Source organism: Pseudomonas sp. MS19, assembly GCF_013277615.1.
Lineage (GTDB): Bacteria > Pseudomonadota > Gammaproteobacteria > Pseudomonadales > Pseudomonadaceae > Aquipseudomonas > Aquipseudomonas marincola.
Genome location: NZ_VBTO01000005.1, coordinates 41,923 through 63,650 on the forward strand (window position 1 = coordinate 41,923; position 21,728 = coordinate 63,650).

Annotated in this window: 18 protein-coding genes; 11 read left to right on the forward strand and 7 right to left on the reverse strand. The window is 57.4% G+C overall.

Translation table 11 applies throughout. The annotated features are described in order from the left end of the window. Positions 1-109: 109 nt before the first annotated feature. On the forward strand, positions 110-1,534 hold the full coding sequence (locus FEZ62_RS02565) for a sigma-54 dependent transcriptional regulator (protein WP_069901572.1): 1,425 nt from the start codon (positions 110-112) through the stop codon (positions 1,532-1,534). A 126-nt stretch (positions 1,535-1,660) separates the two neighbouring features. Here the strand turns inward: FEZ62_RS02565 and FEZ62_RS02570 are convergent, their stop codons facing one another. The 7 genes from FEZ62_RS02570 to lon all read right to left on the reverse strand — a co-directional run bounded on the left by FEZ62_RS02570 (position 1,661) and on the right by lon (position 8,287). Then, complete coding sequence (locus FEZ62_RS02570) at positions 1,661-1,942, reverse strand: peptidylprolyl isomerase (protein ID WP_069901573.1); 282 nt, start codon at positions 1,940-1,942, stop codon at positions 1,661-1,663. 150 nt (positions 1,943-2,092) lie between these two features. Then, positions 2,093-3,061, reverse strand: a complete 969-nt coding sequence (gene cmoB / locus FEZ62_RS02575; protein WP_150548706.1) for a tRNA 5-methoxyuridine(34)/uridine 5-oxyacetic acid(34) synthase CmoB — start codon at positions 3,059-3,061, stop codon at positions 2,093-2,095. Next, positions 3,058-3,801: a carboxy-S-adenosyl-L-methionine synthase CmoA gene (gene cmoA, locus FEZ62_RS02580; protein ID WP_069901904.1), complete on the reverse strand. Its 744-nt coding sequence runs from the start codon at positions 3,799-3,801 to the stop codon at positions 3,058-3,060. Before cmoA ends, cmoB begins: the two co-directional genes overlap by 4 nt. A 132-nt stretch (positions 3,802-3,933) precedes the next feature. After that, the gene (locus FEZ62_RS02585) at positions 3,934-4,503 is read right to left on the reverse strand and encodes a hypothetical protein (RefSeq protein ID WP_150548708.1); all 570 of its coding nucleotides are present in this window, start codon (positions 4,501-4,503) and stop codon (positions 3,934-3,936) included. A 114-nt stretch (positions 4,504-4,617) separates the two neighbouring features. Next, on the reverse strand, positions 4,618-5,304 hold the full coding sequence (locus FEZ62_RS02590) for a lysoplasmalogenase (RefSeq protein WP_172926718.1): 687 nt from the start codon (positions 5,302-5,304) through the stop codon (positions 4,618-4,620). 59 nt (positions 5,305-5,363) lie between these two features. Next, entirely contained in the window at positions 5,364-5,756 is a 393-nt protein-coding gene (locus tag FEZ62_RS02595; protein WP_172926719.1) for a protease inhibitor I42 family protein, read from the reverse strand. 137 nt (positions 5,757-5,893) lie between these two features. Further along, the gene (gene lon / locus FEZ62_RS02600) at positions 5,894-8,287 is read right to left on the reverse strand and encodes an endopeptidase La (RefSeq protein WP_172926720.1); all 2,394 of its coding nucleotides are present in this window, start codon (positions 8,285-8,287) and stop codon (positions 5,894-5,896) included. Between the two features lie 169 nt (positions 8,288-8,456). Here lon and FEZ62_RS02605 point away from each other — a divergent pair, with 169 nt between their 5' ends. The 10 genes from FEZ62_RS02605 to FEZ62_RS02650 all read left to right on the forward strand — a co-directional run bounded on the left by FEZ62_RS02605 (position 8,457) and on the right by FEZ62_RS02650 (position 21,720). Then, entirely contained in the window at positions 8,457-9,212 is a 756-nt protein-coding gene (locus tag FEZ62_RS02605; RefSeq protein ID WP_172926721.1) for an AraC family transcriptional regulator, read from the forward strand. Positions 9,213-9,459: 247 nt separating this feature from the next. Then, positions 9,460-10,053: a methylamine utilization protein gene (locus FEZ62_RS02610; protein WP_242454866.1), complete on the forward strand. Its 594-nt coding sequence runs from the start codon at positions 9,460-9,462 to the stop codon at positions 10,051-10,053. Next, positions 10,040-12,382 carry an EAL domain-containing protein gene (locus tag FEZ62_RS02615; protein WP_172926722.1) on the forward strand — a complete coding sequence of 781 codons (2,343 nt, stop codon included), beginning with the start codon at positions 10,040-10,042 and terminating at the stop codon, positions 12,380-12,382. Before FEZ62_RS02610 ends, FEZ62_RS02615 begins: the two co-directional genes overlap by 14 nt. Positions 12,383-12,385: 3 nt before the next feature. Next, positions 12,386-13,246: a DUF3034 family protein gene (locus FEZ62_RS02620; RefSeq protein ID WP_172926723.1), complete on the forward strand. Its 861-nt coding sequence runs from the start codon at positions 12,386-12,388 to the stop codon at positions 13,244-13,246. Then, the gene (locus FEZ62_RS02625) at positions 13,246-13,668 is read left to right on the forward strand and encodes a group 1 truncated hemoglobin (protein WP_172926724.1); all 423 of its coding nucleotides are present in this window, start codon (positions 13,246-13,248) and stop codon (positions 13,666-13,668) included. The genes FEZ62_RS02620 and FEZ62_RS02625 overlap by 1 nt, the downstream gene beginning before the upstream one ends. Before the next feature lie 588 nt (positions 13,669-14,256). Further along, positions 14,257-17,166 carry a multicopper oxidase domain-containing protein gene (locus tag FEZ62_RS02630; protein WP_172926725.1) on the forward strand — a complete coding sequence of 970 codons (2,910 nt, stop codon included), beginning with the start codon at positions 14,257-14,259 and terminating at the stop codon, positions 17,164-17,166. A gap of 133 nt (positions 17,167-17,299) precedes the next feature. Further along, positions 17,300-18,274 (forward strand): SCO family protein, encoded by a 975-nt coding sequence (locus tag FEZ62_RS02635; RefSeq protein WP_242454885.1) that lies wholly within the window; start codon positions 17,300-17,302, stop codon positions 18,272-18,274. Between the two features lie 513 nt (positions 18,275-18,787). Continuing rightward, on the forward strand, positions 18,788-20,272 hold the full coding sequence (putP, locus tag FEZ62_RS02640; protein WP_172926727.1) for a sodium/proline symporter PutP: 1,485 nt from the start codon (positions 18,788-18,790) through the stop codon (positions 20,270-20,272). 199 nt (positions 20,273-20,471) lie between these two features. After that, complete coding sequence (locus FEZ62_RS02645) at positions 20,472-20,690, forward strand: VF530 family protein (protein WP_172926728.1); 219 nt, start codon at positions 20,472-20,474, stop codon at positions 20,688-20,690. A gap of 97 nt (positions 20,691-20,787) precedes the next feature. Next, positions 20,788-21,720 (forward strand): autotransporter domain-containing protein, encoded by a 933-nt coding sequence (locus FEZ62_RS02650; RefSeq protein ID WP_172926729.1) that lies wholly within the window; start codon positions 20,788-20,790, stop codon positions 21,718-21,720. The last annotated feature ends 8 nt before the right edge of the window (positions 21,721-21,728 follow it).

Consider the following 21,728-nt stretch of genomic DNA (forward strand, 5'->3'; position numbering starts at 1 on the left):
TGCAGTTTGGATGCGGGCGTTATTCAGGCAGGCGGGCTTGAACGCGTGACGCCGCGGGTAGTCGCAGGTCGCCCTTTTAGATGAATCAATTTGAGCCTGGGGAGGCGATATGGAACATTGCATTTTGATCGTCGAAGACGATGAGATGTTGGCCGAAAATATCCAGACATTTTTGCAGCGCAAGAATTTCGAGGCGCATGTCTGCCATTCTGCCGAAGAGGCGCTTGAGCTTCTGCCCACGCTGCAACCCGATGTCATGCTCACCGATCATTCATTGCCCGGCATCAGTGGCATCGAGTTGCTGGCCAAGGTGCATGCGAGTGCGCCGCAGATCAAACTGATCATGATGACCGGCTACGGCAATATTGATGACGCGGTTGAGGCGATGAAGGCCGGTGCATTTCATTACCTGACCAAGCCTGTCGCGCTGGTAGAGCTGAAACTGCTTATCGAGAAGGCTCTCGATGCGCAGCGGCTCGAACACAAGCTGTCGTTTTATCAGCTGCGTGATTCTCAGGAGTCGAGCAAGCAGGCGCTTATCGGTAATTCAGAGCCGATGAAGGCCTTGAAGTCGATTATCCAGCAATTGCTCGACGCCGAAAGCCGCATGACCGATGCCGAGCTGCCTGCGGTTCTGGTGGAAGGTGAAACCGGTACGGGCAAAGAGTTGATCGCCAGAGCACTGCACTTTGGCGGCGGCCGCAGCAGCGGGCCATTTATCGAATTCAACTGCGCCTCGATTCCGGCTCATCTGATCGAGGCCGAATTGTTTGGTCACGAGAAAGGCGCATTTACCGACGCCAAGGAACGCCGGCTGGGCTTGGTCGAGGCGGCAGATGGCGGCACGCTGTTTCTCGATGAAATCGGTGAGATGGACCTGAGCCTGCAAGCCAAATTGCTCAAGCTGCTTGAGGACCGGACCATTCGCCGCGTGGGCTCGGTCAAGGAGCGCAAGGTCAATCTGCGCATCATCAGTGCAACCAACTGCAACCTTGAACAGATGGTTCAGCAGGGCAAGTTCCGTCGTGATCTGTTCTTCCGGCTTCGCATCATCTCCATCAAAGTGCCGCGTTTGTATGCGCGTGGCGATGATGTGCTGTTGTTGGCACGCCACTTCCTGGCCATGCATTGCAAACGCTACGGCAAGCCGGGGCTGCAATTCAGCGCCGAGGCCGAGAGCCTGCTCAAGCGATACAGTTGGCCGGGCAATGTGCGCGAGCTACGCAATATGCTTGAGCAAAGTGTGCTGTTGGCGCAAAGCACGATTATCGGCCCCAGCCAGTTGGTTATCTGTTCGAGCCTGATGGAGCCGGAGTGCCGCGAGCCTGTCGCTCAGGCCGCGCACAATGAGGCGGGTGAGGAGGAAATGGATGGCTTCAATCTGCCTGAAGTCGAGCGCGACATGGTGATTAAAACCCTCAACAAAACCGACTGGAATGTCACCAAGTCGGCGAGAATTCTCGGTTTGAGCCGCGACATGTTGCGCTATCGCATCGAGCGTCTGGGGCTGACCCGACCCGGCCGCCAGCATTAGTGCGTAACACAGCTAAAAGAAAACCCCGGTTGTTCACCAGGCGTCTTGGCAACGCTGCAAGGTGAGCAAACCGGGGTTTTTTAGTCTGGAGCGAGTCCGTGCATGGCTATGCGCCACGCGACTGGCTTAGTCCTGACGGCTGGTAACTTCCAGCAGGTGATAACCGAACTGAGTCTTCACCGGACCCTGAACGACATTTACCGGAGCGCTGAAGACCACGGTGTCGAATTCTTTAACCATCTGGCCAGGGCCGAAAGAACCCAGGTTGCCGCCATCACGGCTGGATGGGCAGGTGGAGTTTTCTTTGGCGATCTGAGCGAAATCAGCGCCGCCTTCGATGGCTGCTTTCAGTTCGTTGCACTTGTCTTCGCTTGCAACCAGGATGTGGCGGGCAGTGGCTTTAGCCATGGGGAAATACCTCCTTTCAATGAAGCGTAGAGCCTACCGCAATCGTCCGGCCAAGCAAATGCTGGCAGACGGCGGACAGCTACAGATTGTCGGTTTTTATCGACTCGTGGCGTGTGCAGGTGCGCGCGATTGCCACGCACCTGCTTGCAATTACGGCTTGCGCGCGGTGATAACGGCGCGCATGGGCGCGGGCAGGCCTTCGATGGTTCGGCTGTGGTCGGCCGGGTCAAGAAACTCGGGCAGCGACTGATAACGCATCCATTCGGTCGAGCGTTGTTCGGCAACCGAGGTGGTGCTGACATCCACGCACTGCACATCAGTAAAGCCGGCGCGGCGCAGCCACAATTCGAGTGCCGGTACCGAGGGCAGGAACCACACGTTGCGCATTTGCTGGTAACGGTCTTCAGGCAGCAACACTTGCTGCGCATCGCCTTCGACCACCAACGTTTCCAGCACCAACTCGCCACCTTTGACCAGGCAATCCTTGAGGTCGAACAGGTGATCAATCGGCGAGCGACGGTGATACAGAATGCCCATCGAGAACACTGTATCAAAGCCTTGCAGCTTGGCCGGAAGCTCCTCGAAACCCAGCGGCAGATGCCACACGGGTTGGTCAGGCAAATAGTTTTTCATCGCCAGAAACTGGCACAGAAACAGCCAGTTCGGATCGATCCCGACCACGCTGGCCGCACCCGCGCCAAGCATGCGCCACATGTAGTAGCCATTGCCGCACCCGACATCCAGCACGCGTTTGCCGGTGAGATCGAGATACGGCGCCACACGCTGCCACTTCCAGTCTGAACGCCATTCGGTATCGACATGTACATCGAACAGGTGGAAGGGGCCTTTGCGCCAGGGAATCAAACCCTGCAGGGCGCTTTTCAGCTGTGCGCGGGTTGGCTCGTCACAGGGGCCGTTGAAGCTGAAATTTTTCACCAGCTCAAGTTGCTCAACGCTGAGTGCGGGCAAGGCCTCCACGGCGTTATGCCAGCGCTGCAAGTCGCCGTGACCAATGGCCAGCTTGGCGTCTATTTGCCCCGGAAGATCAGCGCTCCACTCTTGTAACGGGGTGCCGGCAAGGTGTTGTTGCAGCGCGTCTAGGTCAAGTTTGCGGATCATGGCAGGGCAATCATCGAGGCGAAATTAAGGCATTGAAACCAGGGAATGACTTTACTGAAACCGGCCGCCAGCAAGCGTTCGCGGTGCTGTTCAAGGCTGTCGGGAATCATCACGTTTTCAATTGCGCTGCGTTTCTGCGCAATCTCCAGTTCGCTGTAGCCATTGGCACGTTTGAAGGCGATATGCAGATCGGTCAGCAGTTGCTGTTGTTCGGCATCGGCAAAGCACAGCTTCTCCGACAGCAGCAGGGCGCCGCCGGGCATCAGCGCCTGGCGAATCCGGGTGAGCAGCGCCAGGCGCTGTTCCGGCTTGATGAACTGCAAGGTGAAGTTCAGCGCCACCAGTGAAGTCGGCTGAAAATCGAGATTGAGAATATCCGCCTCGATCACATCGACTGGCAGCAACTCCTGAAACATCGAGTCCTGTGCATGCAGGTACTCGCTGCAACGCTCAACCATCGCGCTGGAGTTATCGACCGCAATCACCCGGCAATCCTCAATCTGCACATGCCGGCGCAGCGCCTGAGTGACCGCGCCCAGTGAGCAGCCCAGATCGTAAAGCACGCTGTGCGGTTGGGCGAACTGGCTGGCCATTACACCCAGGTTTTCGACAATCGTCGGGTAGCCGGGCACCGAGCGCTTGATCATGTCAGGAAAAACCCGAACCACGTCTTCATTGAAGGTGAAATCGGGCACCTGTTCCAAGGGCTGGGCAAAGATGCGATCTGGCTGTTTGTTCACGGCGATACCGATAAAGGTCTGCAAAGCCGGACATTTTAGCGAAGCAGGCTGTGAAAAAGTACTGCACCGCGTGTTACTGCGTCGTAAAGCCGCTGTTTGCAGCGCTTGCGCGTCTGTACAGGCGACGCATGGCTACTTCAACTGGTCGGAAAAGTACTCGCCTGCACCCTGCAGCGGCCCCAGAGGATTGCGTTTGACCTCCAGGCGGCGAATGTTCGGCTCGCCATTGCTGACCTTGTGCACCAGCGTGTCGTCGATCAACACAAAGATTGCGCGAAACGACCAGCCCTGAATTTCCCGTTCTTTCTTGAAGTTCAAAACGTCTGCCCAGAAGCTGCCAACGCGCGCCGAGTCAGTTTTGGTGAAATCGAATGAGTAGCCAATGCAGCGGTCTTTGGCCTCCAGACATTCGACCAGGCCTTCGGGCAGGTACTCAATCGGGATGTTGGCCTGCACGAAGAGTTGGCGGATGTCGATGAACGAGAGCATTTTGCCGTTACCTTGCGCCAGCGGATCGAAGCCCAGGGCGAACAGCTCGCTGCGGGTTGTCTTGCCGGTAACGGCCTGGTTGTATCTCGCTTCCGCGTCGAGATAATCGGTGAATGGTGAACGCGCCTCGGAACGCTCACTGGGAAGCATGCTGCCGCAGCCACTGAATAAACCGAGCAGGACCAGCGCTAACAACAATTGCAGTTTTTTCATAATCAACCACACGTCGTCGATGAGGTTGCAGGCAATTCAAGCGCAGGCGCTATTGCCCTTTTGTTGTTTTAGTTGGCATTTTTCCAGAGGTTCTACAGGCCGCCGTTTAAAGACTCAGGCCTGCCTAGTTTCTATAGTCGAAGTTGCGCAGGTTTGCTGCGGATTCTGCGCAGAGATGTGAAGTGCAGACGCACTGATTGCCCATTGTCCCAGCCAATAGCTGACAATGATCCAGTAACCGGCGGAGTCGAACGGGGCGACGAAACGGTTGATGCCGATAAGGCTGTCGGAGAACACAAACAACAAGGCGCCGACCGCAGCGAGCAGGGCGTTGTTGCGGTTTTTGGGCTGCATTGTCAGGCGTGCCAGTGCGCGCCAGAGCATTGCGCCAATCGCCGTTGCGTAGCAGGCAACCGGAATCAGCATCGGTCCCAGCCCCGCACTCGCCAGCACGCTGAACATCGAGCCGCCCACTGCCAGCGCGAGCAATAGCGCCAGCCACGCAGGCTGTTTGCAGTCACTCAGGTAGGCGCGCAAATAGGCCAGATGAGCCAGCAGAAAGGCGCCCAGGCCGAACACAAAAAGATCGTGCGGCCATTCGAGCAGCACGTCGCCCGCGAGCGAACAGAGCAGGCCAATACGAATCCAGCGCCGGTAACGGCCCGCCGGTGCGTTCGCCAGCCAGAAGAACATGGCAATGACCGGGACGCCTTTGCTGAACAACGCAAGCTCAGCCGAACCGGTTGCCCGGGCGACAATGAACACAACACTGGCAATCAGACCGAGTACTAACCAACGCATGGCAGCCACCTTGCAGAGCGATAGACGTTGCTGCGCGCATTAGCGGCGCGCGGCGAGTATCAGCGAGTCTGTATTTCGCAGTCGAAGGTTTTTTCCGGGGCTACGTCGGCTTCCCACGGACGTTGATAAGTGAGCAGCAGACGACCTGTGCCTGGCTGCAGAACGCTAAAACGCCAGGTCGATTGACCGGCGCTGCCGACCAGGCCGGCTTCTTCCGGGTTGCTGTAAACCTCGGGGCCGAGGCTTTTGAGTACGCTTGGCGCAGCGTCTTGGACGACCCAGCGGAAACCGGTGGTTGGGTTGCTGGGCAGCGTCAGGATGAGTTGCTGATTGCTGCTCAACTCGATTGGGCACTGGTTGCTTTTTTGCAGATTGATACTGCTCGGCTGGCTTGCACACCCTGCGAGCATCGCAAGGACTACGGGCATTAACAGGCGATTTGGCGCGGACATTGGCAACTCCGACAATTGGCAATGGCCAGCAGCATAGCGGGTGATTGGGGCTTTAAGTAAGCCCTCAGTGGATTTATCTCGGTGATTGCTGCAAGCCGCGCACATGCGGTGTCGCGGCTGCAGCAACAGGCGGATGGTTACTTGAACATGACTTTGGCAACATCACTGAAACGTATGGCGAAGTGCACGGTCAGGCCTTCACGCAGGTATTCGGGCAGCTCTTCATAGTCGCCCTGATTGGCTTGCGGAAGGATCAGCTCGTTGATTTTCTGACGACGCGCCGCAATGACTTTTTCGCGCACACCACCAATCGGCAGCACTTGCCCGGTAAGCGTTAACTCGCCGGTCATGGCCACGCCTTTTTTCGGTGCCTGCTGACGAGCCAGAGAGAGCAGGGCAGTGGCCATGGTCACGCCTGCGCTTGGGCCATCTTTCGGGGTCGCACCTTCAGGCACATGCAGGTGGACAAAGGCATCATCGAAATAGCCGGACTTGCCGCCAAATTGTTTGAGGTGCGAGTTGATGTAGCTGTATGCAATCTCCGCAGACTCCTTCATCACTTCGCCCAATTGCCCGGTCAATTTCAGGCCGCGATTGAGCGTGTGAATCCGGGTAGCTTCAATCGGTAACGTCGCGCCGCCCATGCTGGTCCAGGCCAGACCGGTCACGACGCCTTCGCCGGCAAGCACCCGCTCCTTACGGAACATCGGTTTGCCCAGCGCCTCTTCAAGCTCCTTGCTGCCGATTTTCACTTTACTGTCTGGCGACTCCAGCAGTTTCACCACCGCCTTGCGCACCAGTTTACCCAGCTGTTTTTCCAGCTGACGCACACCGGCTTCGCGGGCATAACCTTCGATGACGCCGCGCAAGGCCGAGTCGGTAATGCTCAAACGATTTTTCGGCACGCCGGCTTTTTCAAGCTGCTTGGGCCACAGGTGACGCTTGGCAATCGCCAGTTTTTCTTCGGCGATATAGCCGGACAGGCGAATCACTTCCATGCGGTCCAGCAGGGGGCCGGGGATCGAGTCGAGGGTGTTGGCCGTGCACACGAATAGCACCTTGGATAAATCGAGGCGCAGGTCGAGGTAATGGTCGAGAAATTCGACGTTCTGTTCAGGGTCCAGGGTTTCGAGCAGCGCCGAGGCCGGATCGCCCTGATGGCTGGCGCCGATCTTGTCGATTTCATCGAGCATGATGACCGGGTTCATCACCTCTACATCTTTCAGCGCCTGCACCAATTTACCCGGCATGGCGCCGATATAGGTGCGGCGATGGCCCTTGATCTCGGCTTCATCGCGCATACCGCCGACACTGAAACGGTAGAACCGCCGGCCAAGCGACTCGGCAATCGATTTACCAATACTGGTTTTACCCACGCCGGGCGGGCCGACCAGCAACACGATTGAGCCGGCAATCTGGCCCTTGAACGCGCCGACAGCGAGGAACTCGGTGATCCGCGATTTAATGTCATCCATGCCCGCGTGGTGGTTGTCCAGCACTTGGCGGGCATGATTGAGGTCCAGTTGGTCTTCGCTGTAAATGCCCCAGGGCAGCGCGGTTGCCCAGTCCAGATAATTGCGGGTCACGGCGTACTCGGGTGAGCCCGTTTCAAGAATGGCCAGTTTGCCGAGTTCTTCATTGATGCGTTTGCGCGCCGATTCCGGCACGGTCTTGCCTTCGAGGCGCTGATTGAACTGCTCGATGTCGGCACTGCGGTCATCTTTGCTCAGGCCCAGTTCCTGTTGAATGATCTTCAACTGTTCCTTGAGGAAGAACTCGCGTTGATGGTCGGCGATCTTGCGATTGACCTCGGCGGAAATTTCTTTCTGCAACCGCGCCACTTCAACCTCTTTGCGCAGCAACGGCAGCACCTTCTCCATGCGCTTGAGCATTGGCACGGTATCCAGCACGCCTTGTAACTCCACACCAGGCGCTGTGGTCAGCGCGGCGGCAAAGTCGGTCAGCGGCGACGGATCATTCGGGCTGAAACGATTGAGGTAGTTCTTCAACTCTTCGTTGTACAGCGGGTTGAGCGGCAGCAGTTCCTTGATCGCGTTGATCAGCGCCATGCCGTAGGCCTTGATCTCGTCACGCGAGTCGAGGTTGATCTTGGGGTACTCGACCTCGGCCAGATACGGCGGCTTGCGGCTTAACCAGCCGCGCACGCGAACACGGGTGACGCCTTGGGCAACAAATTGCAGTTTGTCTGCCTCTTCGGCGACATGATGAATGCGCACCAGCGTGCCGTGCTCGGGCAGAGCGTCGGGGTCGAGCAGGCTGCCGTCTGTGGGCGGATTGTCGATAAAAAACAACGCCAGACTTTTATGCTCGGTATTGCCCACACGCTGCAGCGTTTCGGCCCAAGGCTCTTTGTTGACGATAATTGGCAGCGCCTGCGCCGGAAACAGCGGGCGATTATGAATCGGGATGACATAAAGCTTGTCGGGCAAGCGGTGCTGCGGCAGGGCCAGGCTGTTGCTTGACTGGGCGTCTTGCTCTTCAACGATTTCGATATCGGGTTGATCGTTCATGCGGCACCTGTGATTTCTGTATAGAAACAACATGGGGGACGACTTTGCCGTTTTCAATCGGGGGCTCGGCATAACACCTGCAAACCCAACTCTGCTGATCGCAGGTACTGCTGTTTGCGCCTGCAAACGGTTAAACTTCGCTTTTGCAGATTATTACCTTTTTGTGCCCATGTTTAACGCCCGTCTTACCTGCCTCGATAACCAAGCGCATGAACACACCCACGACCACCATCAACTGGTGTTGTCGCTCTCTGGGCGCGCTGAATTCGAGGTCAATGGTTGTGGCGGTGAGGTGTGCCGCATGCGCGCCTGTCTGGTGCCGGGTGATGCGGACCATCAGTTTGCCGGGGTGGGTGACAACCGCATGCTGATCGTCGACCTGCACGAGTCTGAAATCAGCGCCAATGACCTGCAACTGCTCACGCATCTGTTCGATGCGCCGCGTTATCCGCAGCTCGATCCCGATTTCCAGAACCTGTTGAGTTACGCCGGCGCCGAGCTTGAGCGCTACGGCAGTGATCCAATGCTCACGCGTTCATTGGGCGGTGTGTTGCTGCGCGCCCTGCATTTGCGCGTGTTCGGCGAGCAGCGCACGCGGGTGCATGCGGCGCTGGATATGCAGAAAATCGATGCCTACATCAGCACGCATCTGGCCCGGCGCATCAGCGTTGCCGAGCTGGCGCAGGTCGCCTGCCTGAGCCCGAGCCACTTCCATGTGCAGTTCAAGGACGCTGTGGGCATGAGCCCGCATCAGTACCTGTTGAAGAACCGCCTTGATCGTGCGGCGCGATTGCTGCGCAGTTCCAACTTGCCGCTGATCCGAATCGCCGAAGAATGCGGCTTCTCATCACAAAGCGCCCTGACCACCGCCATGCGCCGGTACTTGGGCCTGACCCCAAAACGCTTGCGCACAGACGAAGCCTGACGCCCCTCAAGTTTTCCCTCCGCCAGTCGATATTCACTGTTCAGACGCAGTTGCTTGGGTGACGAGATCAGCCCTCATCGGGGGACTAACTTCGGTGAGTACCGGGATTGTTTGGGGGAAGACAGGTTTGCACCTGCTCAGAGTTTTTAATCACTGCGTTGTATCTGCCTTTAAATTGCCGGTATTGCTGGCGGCTTGCGCGTGCCTGAGCGTTACCTCTGCGGCCGCGGCAAGCCTGCAGGCGCAAATGCTGGACGCAGCGGGCAGGCCGTTGGCCAATGCGGTGCTGACGCTGCGCGGAACTGCTGGCGCTGCGCACTCGGTTTCAACCGATGTCATGGATCAGGTCGACCGGCAGTTTGTGCCCAACGTGCTGGTGGTGCGCACGGGCGAGGCGGTCAAGTTCCCCAACAGCGATAATATCCGCCATCACGTTTACAGTTTCTCTCCGGCCAAGCGTTTTGAGTTGCGCCTCTATCAGGGCACGCCAAGCGAGCCGGTGGTGTTTGATACGCCAGGCGTTGTGGTGCTGGGCTGCAACATTCATGACTGGATGGTGGGCTATGTCTACATCACCGATGACCCGTGGTTTGCGGTCAGTGATGCACAGGGCCAGCTCAGCCTTGAGAATCTGCCTGAGGGCCGTTACGAGGCCACGCTGTGGCATCCGCAGAACGCCAAGATGTTGCCGGTGGCGGCGGGCGAGCTAGAGCTGGGGGCGAAGGGGCTTAGCCAAACCTTTGACTTTGATGTTGCCGCTTCGGCCGCAGTTGCTCCTGAAGCGCCTGTCAGCAGCTTCGGCGATGCATTCAATAAAGCCAAACGCAATGCTGCGCAGTAGTTTTCAGGCGCGTATCGCCAGTGTATTGGTCCTGCTGTTGCTGGTGGTCATTGGCTCGCTGTATCTGGCCGTGCAAAAAGCCACGGGTGTGGCCGTGCGCGCTCAGGCAAGTGAGCAATTGGAAATTGGCTCGCGGGTTTTCCAGCAGTTACTTGAGGTGCGTGAGCAGCAGCTCAGTGATGCGGTCAACGTGCTCACCGCCGACTTCGGCTTCAAACAGGCGGTGGCCAGTGAAGACGCTGCCACCATCCGCTCGGCTTTGGCCAATCACGGTGCACGCATTCACGCAGAAGTGGTGATGTTGCTCGACCTCGACGGCGCGATTCAGGTCAGTACCCAGCCTGAGCTCAACGAGGCGATGAGTCGGCGTTTAAGCACCAACAGCGCGGTGCAGATGCATGAAGCCTTGCGCACTTATCTGATGCCGCTCGCCGGGCAGATCTACCTGCTGGTCGAGACAGTGGTCAAAGCGCCCGTGCCGATCGCCAATGTACTGATGGGCTTTCGGGTAGATGAAAATTTTACCCGCGATTTGCAGGCGCTCACCCACCTTGAGCTGTCGCTTATAGGCAGTCAGGACGGCTTGCCGGATATCTGGGTGAGTACCTTGCCAGATGCGATGCATGAGTTTTCCCCGGCGGATTCACTGGCAAGCGCGGCCAATCGTGAAGACCGGGTCATGCTCGATGGCCAGCATTTTCTCCGCCAGCAGTTGGTCTTGGCCCGCGGTGATGGTTATGCGGTGCAAGCCCTGCTGTATAAATCCCTGACCCATGCTCAGCAGGCGTTTGCCCCGCTGGATAAGCACATATTGCTGATTGCCTCGGCCGCTTTGCTGGCCTCGCTGGTGGGAGCGCTGCTGTTGGCGCGCAATATCTCGCGGCCGGTCCGTGAGTTGGTCGAGGTGTCCGAGCGCATTGGCCGTGGCGATTATCAGGTGCCGCTGCAGGTGCAGCGCAGCGATGAACTGGGCCGGCTGGCAACGTCGTTCCAGCAGATGCAATCCGGCATCGCCGAGCGGGAACGCCAGCTTGCGCACAATGCTCTGCACGATGGCTTAACCGGCTTACCCAACCGGACTCTGGTCGCAGAGCGCCTTGGCAGCGCCCTAACCGCCGAGCGTCCGGTGTCATTGTTGTACCTGAGCATCGTCGAGTTTCGCACCCTCAATGAAACGCAAGGCCCGGCGAACGCCGATAAAGTCTTGCAGCAATTGGGGCAGCGATTGAGCGCGGTGTTACGCCCGGGCGACAGCCTGGCGAGAATTGTTGCTGATGAGTTTTTGCTGTTGCTGGAAAACGCCAACAGCGAGAGTGCGGTGGCGTTTGCAGACCGTATTCAGCCACAGCTGAAAAACCTGCTGGTGCTGGGCGGTAATGAAGTCTCGCTGGCGCTGCGCATTGGCATCGCCAGCTATCCGGGCGATGGCAACACGCCCGATGAGCTGATTCGCCGGGCGCGTCTGGCCTGTACCGATGCAGGGCAGTCACCCGGCTGGGTTCAGGTCTATGAACGCGGTCGTGACACCGCGCATCAGCGCCAGATGCAGCTGATTCGGGATCTGCGCCACGCCGCCGAACAGGGCGAGTTGTGCCTGCACTTTCAGCCCAAGATCCACATTGCCAATCGCTCGATCATCCAGGCCGAGGCGCTGTTGCGCTGGCAGCACCCACAGTTTGGCATGGTTTCTCCCGGAGAATTCATTCCATTGGCTGAGCGCAGCGGCAGCATTCAATTGCTCACCAATTGGGTGATCGGCGAGGCGATGCGTCAATTGGCCGAATGGCAGCAGGATGGGCTGAAAGTTGATTTGTCCTTGAACATCTCGACCGAAGACCTGCTCGACCCGCAACTGCCAGCGCGGATTAATAAGCTGCTGGCGCAGCATGCGCTCGACCCAGCACAGCTGACCTTTGAAATCACCGAAAGCGGGGTGATGCTCAATCCACAGGTGGCGCTGCAAGTTCTTTACGGATTGCGCGATTGCGGTGTATCGCTGTCGGTGGATGACTTCGGCACCGGCTATTCCTCTTTGGCGCAGCTTAAGCGTATGCCGGTGCAAGAGTTGAAAATCGATCAGTCGTTTATCCGCGAACTCAACGACATGAGCGAGGACGCTGTAATCGTCCGTTCAACCATCGAAATGAGTCACAGCCTCGGCCTCAAGGTTGTGGCCGAAGGGGTGGAGCATCAACGCAGTTTCAATCTGCTCAAGCGCTGGGGATGCGATGTGATTCAGGGATATCTGATCAGCAAGCCCCTGACCGCGCAGGCCTTCGTGGCGTGGCTTGAACAGGCGCCTATTCAATCCGCTGAAACGGTTCTCTGAGTCATGGGTGTTAAGCAGTTTCTTGGCGCAGCCTGCATTGCGTTGGCGCCGGCATTGGCCACGGCAGATGCTGGGCGTTTACTCGCAACGGGTGGCGCAACCAGTCTGGAAGGCGCAGCAGGCGGCGGGATTACGCCTTGGGCAGTGTTGGCTGGCTACGGTGAGCGCGGCGAGTGGGGCGCGGATGTATTTGCCAGCCGGGTTGAAACGGCCGACTACCGGCTCGACGCTGTCGGCGTGGCGGCCTCGTTTGATAACCGTGTGGAGTTGTCGTACGCCCGCCAGCGCTTTGATCTTGGCACTTTGGCGCGCGATCTGAACTTGCCGGAGAACAGCCTGAGCCAGGATATTTTCGGCCTAAAAGTGCGCCTCTTCGGGGACCTGATCTACGACCAGCTTCCACAAGTAGCGCTGGGCATCCAGTACAAGAAGAACCGCGATTTTCTGATTCCGCAACTGATCGGCGCGCAACGTGATGAAGATGCAGAAGGCTATCTCACTGCCAGCCGGCTGATTCTCGGTGGCGCATTTGGCTACAACCTGTTGTTGAATGGTGGCCTGCGCTACAGCCGGGCCAATGAATTGGGGATTCTCGGCTTTGGCGGTGATCGCCGTGACCAACACTCGGTGCTCAAAGAGGGCTCGGTTGCCGTGCTGCCGGATCGTCATTGGGCGGTAGGCGTGGAGTACCGGGAGAAACCGGACAACCTGAGTTTTGCCGGTGAGAGCGATTGGGCGGATGTCTTCGTCGGCTACTTCCCCAGCAAGCATGCGGCCGTTGTGCTGGCTTATGCGCGATTGGGCGAGATTGCCACGCTGGATAATCAGGACGCCGTGTACCTGTCGGTTCAGGGGAGTTTTTGATGAGACGTCTAAGCGGTTGGATCGCCGTGTTGTTGCTGACTGGTTGCGTGCAGTCACCGGTTAAGGATGACAGCCTCTACCGAGACTTGGGTGAGTTGCCAGGTATTACCCGGATCGTTGAGGGCATGCTGCTCAATATTGCCGGCGACTCACGCATTGTTGAGCACTTCGAAAACGTCGATATCGAACGCCTGCGCGAAAAGCTCATTGAGCAATTCTGTGTTGAGGCCGGCGGGCCATGCGAGTACACCGGAGACAGCATGGCCGAGAGCCACAAAGGCCAGAACCTGACGCCGAGTGATTTCAATGCGCTGGTCGAAGACCTGCAAGACGCTATGGATACGCTGGACGTTCCGGTGCGAGCCCAGAACCGTTTACTCGCGCAATTGGCGCCGATGCGCGGCGAAGTTATCGACCAGTAACGCCCGGCTTCCTGTGCAGACCGTCCAGGGTCGTCAATAGGCGCGCCCAGTCCCGGGGTGATGGTCCCACCCGATAGTGGGGACGTATCCCCGCAAGGCTTAATAGCAAGCCGGTGGCAGGGCAAATGACACGTTGAAGTGCCATTAAATATGGCTAGAGGCCAGCATCTCTGTTCTTGAAATGTATTGAAACATTTTGGCATGACCCTTGCTGATTACTGATTAACCCCGCTTGCGGGTTCAATTCAGCACCAGCTGAGGGCTACCCGAATGAGTCGATCAACATCGAGCCCAAACGGCAACTCGTTCCGCCTTTGCAGCGTGCCTCAGAAGTCAGTTGTTCTGGCCCATATTCAAACGCTGCATCTCTTTCAGCCGATTCACGCCGGCTGGCATTGTTGCGGGCCACCCACTCCAAGCGATCCGGCTTAATCACGGATTCAGTCCAGCGCTGTTCTTTGCGCATGTATTCGACCGTAGCCAGGGTTCGAAGGGTCTTTGCTGTCTCGCAATCAAGGTTGTACGGTCCGCTGGGTGACTCCGATAACACGATAAGACCCTCCATTAATTGTGTTTACGGTGATCAAAATGAACACGCTAACACCGTACAAAGCCATCTGCGGGCAGGCCTTCAAACTGACCAGAATTGCCTCGGCCCTGTGCCTGATCCTGGGCATCACCGGTGCGCACGCAAGCCCTATCGATGATGTGGACCAACCGCCAGTAACTGATCCATCCGCGTATACCGATCCAGCTGATGATCCGGTCCAGGCCCTGAGCGACCTGTTGACAATGCCGGACGCCAACGAGGGCTCATTTGACTTGCCTGACGAGGTGAAGGGCGATAAATCGACGCCGTTGGTTGAGAATATTCTGCAACCCGCGCAGCAAACCTCATTTAACTATCCCACCAACGGCTTGCCGAGCCCTTTATTCGGCGCGCAGCCCTACACCCAGCAACTGTTGATGTTCGAGGAATTTGGCCCAGTCAAGCTGGACCCTGCGACGCCACCCGCGCCGATGATGTTCCCGCTTGCCAAAGTGGGGCCAGCGCCGGCGCAGGACCCTGACAATGTGGCACGCAGTGGCCCGGACGGGGCCGAGCTGGATGCCTTCCTCAAGCAGCCGGGGCTGACGCCGTTCCCCAGCCAGTATGCCAATGTGCTGGACCATAATCCGTGGCAGAGCTTGATCGAGGCATTTCTCAATCGCCGGGTCGATTCACCTGCTGAGGGACGGCCTGGCGGCAAGGGCTGGTCGCATCAGCGCTGGAATGAGTTCTACCCGCAAGTGGCCTACAAAACCGTGCAGGCCGGGGCAAGAACCAACTCTGGTTTGCGTGACAGTTGGCAACACCATGAGTACGGCCATGGCGAGTATGGGCCTGACGGCCTTTACTACCATCCCGATGGCCATGACGCGTCGACAGCCAGCACTAAAGGCATCGATGTGCGCTTCCACCCGAGCATGCCCATACAGGATCACAATTCAGTCTGGACCTTCGACGGCACCATGCCGCCAAAGCTGCTCATGGTGCGTTATGGTCAACCGGTACTTATGCGTCATTACAATGCGTTGCCGATTGATCCGGCGGCCAACCATGGTTTCGGTTTGCACACCATCAGTACGCATGAGCACAACGGCCACACACCCGCTGAAAGTGACGGCTACGCCAATGCGTATTTCTTCCCGGGCCAGTATTACGACTACCGCTGGCCAATGCAGTTGGCCGGCTACGACACCATTAATACGGCGGCTGAAGACCCGCGCGCGGCATTTCCCTGTTCGCCAGGTGAAACCCTGTGGGTGAATGATCGCAATCCCGGTTTGAAAACCTGTGACAACGGCACGATCAAGATTCGTGGCGACTGGCACGAAACCATGAGCACCCACTGGTTCCACGATCATATGCTCGATTTCACCGCGCAGAATGTCTACAAGGGCAACGCCGCGATGATGAACTACTACAGCGCGATTGATCGGGGTAATGAGGCCATCGATGATGGCGTTAACCTGCGTTTTCCCAGTGGTGCAGACATGTCCTGGGGCAATCGCGACTATGACGTCAACCTGCTTATCGCCGATAAGGCCTGGGATCAGAACGGCCAGTTGTGGTTCAACCCGTTCAATACCGATGGTTTTCTGGGAGATCAGATACTCGTCAACTGGCAGTACAAACCCACGATGAATGTGCGGGCACGCAGTTATCGTTTTCGCATCCTCAACGGCTCGGTTTCTCGCTACTTCAAATTTGCCGTGGTACGTGAGATCAAGGGTAAGGGCGGGGAGTTTCAGGGGCCGAAAAACTCCAATATTTCCTACGCACGTGTTCCGTTTCACATGATCGCCAACGACGGCAACATCATGGAGCACGCCGTTCCGTTCGACGGCACCCTGGATCTTGATGCCGATGGTGACACCAAGGACAACTTCGCGATTCTGCCGATGCAGGGGATTGCCGAGCGCTACGACATCATCATCAACTTTGCCAAGAACGGCATCAAATCGGGCGACAAGATTTACTTCGTCAACGTCATGGCGCACGACACTGGTAAAGGCCCGAAAGGCGACATTGCCCTGGCAGATGTGCTCAGCGAGACCTACAAGCCGGTAATCAAGCAAACCAGCAAAGGCCCGGCATGGGACAAGGGCGATCCTGTTGTCGGGGCTTTCATGCAGCTTAACGTGCAGCCATACACTGGTCAGGATCTGAGCATGGACCCGGTGGCCTATGAACCTGCAAAGCCGGGCAAAGCTGCGGGCAAAACCATGATCCCGCTGACTATTCACCTGGACAACGCGGCCGACAAACTGGCGCTCAGCCAGGCCCGTCACCGCTCGTTCATCTTCGGGCGTTCGGATGGCACAGACTCAGCCCCATGGACGGTGAAGACGGATGACGGGTTTGGCTACAACATGGATCCCCGCAGGATATCCAGCTCGACCCAACTGGCTAATGGCCCGACCGATGCTGGGTGGCAGGGCCTGGGTACGCTGGAAGTCTGGAAAATCCAGAACGGCGGCAATGGCTGGAGCCACCCGGTGCATGTGCATTTCGAGGAAGGGGTGATTTTGAGTCGTGGCGGCAAGGCGCCGCCCGAGTGGGAAAAGTGGGCGCGCAAGGATGTTTATCGCATCGGCTCAGATGACGAGAGCCTCGATAACGTTGAGGTGGCCGTGCGCTTCCGCGAGTTTGCCGGCACCTATATGGAGCACTGTCACAACACTCAGCATGAGGACAACGCCATGCTGCTGCGCTGGGATATCGAGCATCCGGGGCAGTTCCAGCTAATGCCAACCCCGCTACCGACCTGGGACGGTGTCGAGTATGTGGCGTCTGCGGCGCTGCCTACTTTCCGCGACGGAGATGGCACAGGTCCGCTCAGCGTTGTGGTCACCAACACTGGCGGCAGCGGTACCTCGGGTGGCAGTGGAGGCAGCGGCGCCAGTGGAGGAGGCAGCAGTGGTGGAGGAAAGGGCAGCGGTAAAAACCGTTGAACCCAATGCAGGGAGCCTGCCGCTGTGCGGCCCCCTCACTCTAATAGCCCGAAAGATATGATCAGGAGTCCCGACCATGATCACCTTTAATCGATTAGCCAATCATCTACTGCGCTGCGCGGGTGCGCTGAGCATGGCGTGCTGGTTTCACGCTGCAAGCGCAGACGACAGTGGTTCGCCCTGGGCACAGGATTACTTCCCCAATACCGAGTTGATTACCCAGGACGGCAAGACCGTGCATTTTTATGATGACCTGATAAAGGACAAGGTCGTCGCGATCAATTTTATTTTCACCTCCTGCACCGCCTCCTGCCCGCTGGAGACTGCGCGGTTGCGTCGGGTGCAACAGTTGCTGGGCGACCGGGTCGGCAAAGATGTGTTCTTTTACTCGATCAGTATCGACCCTCAAACCGACACTCCAGAGGTACTCAAACACTACGCGGAGAAATTCCACGTAGCGCCCGGCTGGCTGTTTCTCACGGGCAACAAAGAAGAGATTGATGTGTTGCGCGAAAAGCTCGGGCTGTTTCTCAAAGGGGTCGATGATCAGGGTAATAAAGATCATAACCTCAGCTTGATTGTGGGCAATCAACAGACTGGACGCTGGATGAAAACATCGCCCTTCGAAAATCCCTACATTCTGGCCTATCAACTGGGTAATACCCTGCACAACTGGAAGCACAACACCAAAACCACCGACTATGCAGATGCGCCGCAGGTGCGCCCGCCATCAACCGGCGAGGAAATTTTTCGTACCCGCTGTGCCGCATGCCACACGCTTGGCGGTGCCGATAGCGTGGCAGCAGGTTTACGTGAAATTGGCCCGGATCTTATCGGCGTAACCCGCAAACGTGACCCGCAGTGGTTGCAGCGCTGGTTGAGAGAACCGGACAAAATGCTTGCCGAGTCAGATCCAATCGCCACTGAGCTTTATCAGCAGTACAACCAAGTCGCCATGCCCAACCTGCGCCTTGGCGACGAGGCGATTGCAGCGTTGCTGGGGTATCTGGAGGACGAGACACAACGGGTGCAGCCCCTGCCAACTAAAGCGGCCGAAATATCGACTATGGAGCATGACCCTGCGCACCATCATCACGCCACTAATTAGCTTGAAACCCCACCAATATCAGGGTTTTGCGACCGCCCATGTGCTGGCCCGTTGATTCAATTGGGCGATCAGTGGGTGGTCGTCTAGGGTTAAAGCATGGGATTTGCTGAATATCAGCAATTGTCGGTTCAGTCAGGTTTCCGTTTGCGCGTGTTTCAGCAAGCCTTCTAGTTCGGGCCTCTAACTGATATTCAGAAGAATTCAGCGGCTTTTTACCCGGCAGGTAGTTCCATTGATCGTAGTATTTTGTAAAAACTCCAGAGGTTCAGACAAGAAGTGTGGGGGGCTCTGCCACTAAATTCCGCCATCCATTTGACTGTGCAGGGCTTTGCGCTCCATCAATGTGTGAGCCGTACACTGCACTTCAACCTCGCGCCGCCTCTCTAAACGAGTGCGCGCAGGTTGTTTGGTACCATGGATTATCTGGCGACTGACACCTGAGTTGCCAACTGCCACGCAGGGCACGGGCACAACCCGTTGCCGAAAAAACAACAACCGAAGGGGAACACCCCAATGACCGCTAACACTCCAATGCTTGTCACCTTCGTGGTGTACATCGCGCTCATGATAGGCATCGGCCTATTCGCCTACCTGCGAACCAAGAACCTTTCTGACTACATCCTCGGTGGCCGTAGCCTCGGCAGTTACGTAACCGCGTTGTCGGCTGGTGCTTCCGATATGAGCGGCTGGCTGCTCATGGGTTTGCCTGGCGCTGTTTATATGTCAGGTCTTTCCGAAAGCTGGATCGCAATTGGTCTGGTTATCGGTGCGTACCTCAACTGGCTGTTTGTTGCCGGTCGCCTGCGCGTGCAAACCGAGTACAACGGCAATGCACTGACCCTGCCGGACTATTTCACCAACCGTTTTGAAGACAACAGCCGCGTGCTGCGGATCTTCTCGGCACTGGTCATTCTGGTGTTCTTCACCATCTATTGCGCCTCTGGCGTGGTAGCCGGTGCACGCTTGTTCGAAAGCACCTTCGGCATGGATTACAGCACCGCACTCTGGGCTGGCGCTGCAGCAACCATCGCCTACACCTTTATCGGTGGCTTCCTGGCGGTCAGTTGGACTGACACCGTACAGGCCACTCTGATGATCTTCGCCCTGATTCTCACCCCAGTCATGGTGATGATCGCGACTGGCGGCGCAGATGCGACCTTTGCGGCCATCGAGCTGCAAGACCCGACCAACTTCGACATGCTCAAGGGCATGACCTTCATCAGCGTCATCTCGCTGATGGCCTGGGGCCTGGGCTACTTCGGCCAGCCGCACATTCTGGCGCGCTTCATGGCGGCTGATTCGGTGAAGACTATTCCGGCAGCCCGTCGCATTTCGATGGCCTGGATGATCCTTTGCCTGATCGGTACCGTTTCTGTTGGTTTCTTCGGTATTGCCTACTTCGCCGCTCACCCGGAAGTTGCCGGTCCTGTAACTGAAAACCCAGAGCGCGTGTTCATTGAACTGGCCAAGCTGCTGTTCAACCCGTGGGTTGCCGGTGTTCTGCTGTCGGCCATTCTGGCTGCTGTAATGAGTACCTTGAGCTGCCAGCTGTTGGTTTGCTCGAGCGCACTGACCGAAGACTTCTACAAAGCCTTCCTGCGTAAAGACGCCTCGCAGACCGAACTGGTCTGGGTAGGTCGTGGCATGGTTCTGCTGGTGGCATTGATTGCAATCGCACTGGCGGCCAATCCGGAAAACCGCGTACTGGGTCTGGTGTCTTACGCCTGGGCTGGTTTCGGCGCTGCATTCGGCCCGGTTGTCCTGCTCTCGGTTACCTGGAGCCGCATGACTCGCAACGGCGCGCTGGCCGGTATGCTGGTCGGTGCTCTGACCGTAATTCTGTGGAAGAACTACGTTGGTCTGGGTATCTACGAGATCATTCCTGGCTTCATTCTCGCAACGCTGGCAATCGTGGTCTTCAGCCTGATGGGCAAAGCCCCGTCGCAGAGCATGCAGACGCGTTTCGCCCAAGCTGAGAAAGAGTATCAGGACGCCTGATCAACTCATCAACGCCATTCGGTGCGGGTGCTGAACACGCTTGCATTCACACCGAAACGGCATAAGCACGATTTTTTAGCCGGTCCATGTCGCTGATGTGGGCCGGTTTTTTTTCGTGACCGGGTAATACCCGGTCTTCCGCTTACCGGCGCACTTGGCTAATGTGGCGCTGTTTATTTCTTTGATTATCAGGTTCGCCATGACGCAAACACCGAAAAACCCACTGCATGGCGTAACACTTGAAGCCATCTTGAATCAGCTGGTCGAGCAATTTGGCTGGGACGGCCTTGCCCAGCGCATTGATATTCGCTGCTTCAAGAGCGACCCGAGTATCAAGTCCAGTCTGACCTTTTTGCGCCGCACGCCTTGGGCCAGGGAAAAAGTCGAGGCGTTGTATGTGCAGCAACAGCGCCGTTAAACAGTTTTCGGGGTGCGCAATTGGCACAGAAAAAGCCACTGCCGCAAATGTGCGCGGCACGCTAGACTGCTCTCGTCCAACTACTGAACGACGCAAAATGCTCAAAACATCCTCGTTTTTGCTGCTGTCTTTGTGTGGCGTTAATTCGGCTTACGCCTTGCCGTTGGTGCTTCAGGATATTGATCTTGAAGAGCGAACCAACGGCGTACTGGCCCTGATGGCGTACTCAATCACTCCGGATCTGGCCTCCAGCTCGTTGCAGATTAACGACAAGCAGGGCGGTAATCCCGATCTGAGCATGACCCAGCTAGGCGGCGGCGCTACCCTGAGCAAAGAGATACCGCTGTATCTTGAAGGGGCGTTGGGCTACAGCCGTTATGACCCGAAGTTCGTTGCCAGTGGCGGTAACGAATCACGGGTGTTGCCGGTGAAATGGAACACGATCTCGGCCACAGGTGGCATCGGCTGGGATTTTCCTTTGAGCGAAGAGGTGGTGATCCGGCCCATTGCCAACTTTGCATTAGGCTACATGACCAGCGATATCAACGCCGGGAGGTTGCTGATTGAGCGCAAACTCGATCGGCAGATTGATTTTCTCGACGGCGGTCATTTGGCGGCCGGTGGTTTGGGCGGCTCGCTGATGCTGGACTGGGAGCGGGTGCGGCCGGATTACGAGGCCGATGTCGAGCTGCGCTACAGCTACGTGCACCTGAAAACGCTGTCTGGCGATGACGTGGTTGATGGCGAGGCCAACGCTGAAACCGCTAACCTGTGGTCACGCTATCGCGCCCCGACCGGCTTTGTGGTGATGCAGCGGCCGTTACGCTATGTGTTGGAGTTTTCGCACTCAGAGTATCTGGGTGATCAGCGCGGCGCATTGGGCTTCGACCGGCTTTCAACAGTGGGCCTGGGCATTGAGTTCGACTCAAGCGCCTACGACTTGTTCATCACCCGTACCCGTCTGGTTTTGCGTCACGTTCTGGGTGACAACGTGTCCGGTTACTCGCTGGGGCTGGCGGTGAGCTTCTGACTTCGCCT